Source organism: Pseudonocardia sp. TMWB2A, assembly GCF_017312135.1.
Map to the genome: position 1 here is coordinate 1 of NZ_QKQY01000010.1, position 2,582 is coordinate 2,582.

Below are 2,582 nucleotides of genomic sequence, written 5' to 3' on the forward strand. Positions count from 1 at the left end.
CCGTTTGCAATGAGCGTTTGCTCTAATTCCTGCCGGACGTCATCCGGTAGCTGCTGGACTTTGGAACGTGGTGGCATAGGTCAATACCATTTCTTCGGTCGTGCAATGCCTGGCATGCAATCGACGGTGTACTCGACGACGTCAATGCCGAAATGCGTCAGCTCTGCAGACCATACAGCGGCGTGACGGCCGTGGATGGTGAGCAGCTTGCGGTCCGACAGGTACGTCAGCTCACGGCGCAGCGTGTTTGGCGTCAGCCCGAGCGTTGCATCATCAAGCGCTTGCGAGATGACGAGCTCCGAAACAGGCAGCGGACGACCGGCGTCGAGCACCTTCAGGATTCGCCAGCGCGTCTGTTCGCGATGTGCCTTTTCAAAATCAATGTTATCCACGATGCGATCCGCTGTTGTTGTGTTGAATGACCAGGTCTGCGAGTTTGTCGAGCTTGTGGTCTATGGAGGTTGAGAACCTGATCCAGTCTTCGCGGCGAACATACTGCAACGGCAATTCGTTGCTGATGACGCGCAGTTCCTCGGAGAGGCTTGCCAGTGACTTCCTGTCGCGTTCGATTTCCCGTTGAATGCTTCCCATTTGCTGTGTATTGATATCCGTGCTCGCTTCAAACTTCTCGCCAAGGCGGCGTTCGAACTGTGAAAGCAAAACCCGCCCGAAACCGAAGAAGCTGCCAATCACGGCCAGCACGAGCGTCACCGCAACCTGTGGGCTAATGAGAATCTCATTCATGGCCGTGCTTCCAGTGCGATCGCGCAATGAATGCAGCGCCAAGTTGTCGGAACGAGCTGAAGCCGTGCGACAGGAATCTCGTTACCGCAGTCGCGACAATCCCTTCCAGTCGGGATGTAGTCCGTAGGACGCTGTCGCGTGGACTCAAAAATTTCCATCGCGCGTTCTTCATTGGCTGCTGCCCGGTCGACGATATCCGATATCAACTGGACACTCCGCAATCTTGATGCCGGCTTCCGACGCCGCTTTGCAATACCACTGCCATGCCGTATTGCGCCACTCCTGAACTGCGAGAATGAGCGATACTTTGGACGCCGCGCATTGATGGTAACGAGCCGTGACCTCGTCGTGATTCGCGAGCAGCGCCAGCACGATCGCCGATGTTGCCGGTGGAAGCTCCGGGCACTGCTGAAGCAGGCTTGCCGGAATTGCCGGTGGCGGGCTTGGTGGTGCCGCTGCCGGTGCCTTTATTACTTTGGTTCCAGTGGCGCAGGACGTCATCACCAAGATCGAGAGTGCGCAGGTCAGGATGACGGCGCGCCAATTCTTCAAGCGAGGCTCGTTGCTGCAGCAGCAATTTTTGGTTTGTTTCACGTTGTGACTCCAGGTCATCCGCGATCGCATTCATGCGCTGCGCGGCGAGTTCGTTTTCCGTTGCCGCATCGAACGCTTGTTGACGGAAAACCATTGCGGTTTCGGTCATGTCATCAAGCATCGTTTGAACGTCAATCAAATCGTCTTTAAGGCGAGAATTTTCAGCCTTTAGTGCTCTCGCGTTTCCAAGCTTCCAGCCAAGGTATCCACCTGCGCCACTGCCGGCGATTAACACCAACAGCACCATGCCAATGAGATACGGCAATGCTTTCATCACCAATGCACGTTCGGCTGAAACAACATTCAAGGACATGCGAGTAACCGATCCCAGCCTGCGTTGTAATAACGGGGCTCAAGTACGTTGAGAATGCGTTGCGGATAGCCGATGTTTTCCGTGTGTGCCCATGTGGCGCGCAAACGGTACGGTGCGACAGCCTTCCAGTTGTTTGCGTTGGCACCTTTATCAAACGCCAACTTCCGCTCGCGGTTCACCCAACCCTCGCCACCGTTGTATGCACGCAAGGCAAACGCGAAGCGGTCACAGGTACTCAACGGCGGCGTCGGCTTCGCATACCGTGGCACGCGTTTGTAGAGCCATGCCATGTAGCAAGCGTGCGCAGCCAATGACCAATTCGGATCCCACACATCCGGCGGCCCGATCAACGGACACACGCTCGGAATCCATTTGGCGGTCGATGGCGTGAACTGCGTCAAGCCCATCGCGTAAGGCGACTGCGCTTTGGGGTTCCACGTCGACTCCTGGTGCACCTGCGCTGCAAGTGCACTGATCGGTGCGGCCAGACCAAAGTAACGGTTCGCCTCCTGTTCCAGCTTCAGACGGTAGCGCGCAGACGTTTCAGGAATCTGGGCACCCGCAGTGCCCGCGAACAGCAGCATCAATACGAGTGCCAAAATCCTCATGGCAGCAACGCCACCGCGATGATGCATGCGCAGACCAATCCACGCGCGACGCTTCCACGCCGTACCACGTTCAATGCCCGTCAGCAGGTGCGGACGGTCTTCAGGACGGAAAGTCAGACGGTCAGCCCAATAGCCGACATACGCACCAAGGGCCAGCTTACTCACACCCCAAATGGCGAGACCTGCCTTGGCAGGGTTGAGATACAGCACGGCAACGAAAGTGATGCCAAAGACCAGCAACAGTGGCCAGGCACGCAACAGGTCGCGCAGGTTCAAGCGCTCAAAAATATCAGAAAGATTCATGCGAACTCCAAACGAAAAAA

The 2,582-nt window shown here is 56.5% G+C and carries 5 protein-coding genes; all 5 read right to left on the bottom strand.

All coding sequences use genetic code 11. The features are described 5' to 3' along the window. Window positions 1-80: 80 nt before the first annotated feature. A complete protein-coding gene (locus DMP17_RS46255) occupies window positions 81-392 on the bottom strand; it encodes a hypothetical protein (RefSeq protein ID WP_337833041.1) in 312 nt (103 codons plus the stop codon). Then, complete coding sequence (locus DMP17_RS46260) at window positions 385-744, bottom strand: hypothetical protein (RefSeq protein ID WP_337833042.1); 360 nt, start codon at window positions 742-744, stop codon at window positions 385-387. The genes DMP17_RS46255 and DMP17_RS46260 overlap by 8 nt, the downstream gene beginning before the upstream one ends. Next, window positions 741-902, bottom strand: a complete 162-nt coding sequence (locus DMP17_RS46650) for a TraR/DksA C4-type zinc finger protein (RefSeq protein WP_443218008.1) — start codon at window positions 900-902, stop codon at window positions 741-743. Before DMP17_RS46650 ends, DMP17_RS46260 begins: the two co-directional genes overlap by 4 nt. A gap of 44 nt (window positions 903-946) precedes the next feature. Next, window positions 947-1,651, bottom strand: a complete 705-nt coding sequence (locus DMP17_RS46265; RefSeq protein WP_337833043.1) for a hypothetical protein — start codon at window positions 1,649-1,651, stop codon at window positions 947-949. Beyond that, a partial coding sequence (locus tag DMP17_RS46270) for a transglycosylase SLT domain-containing protein (RefSeq protein WP_337833044.1) occupies window positions 1,642-2,582 on the bottom strand: 941 nt, incomplete at its 5' end. The genes DMP17_RS46270 and DMP17_RS46265, both read right to left, overlap by 10 nt.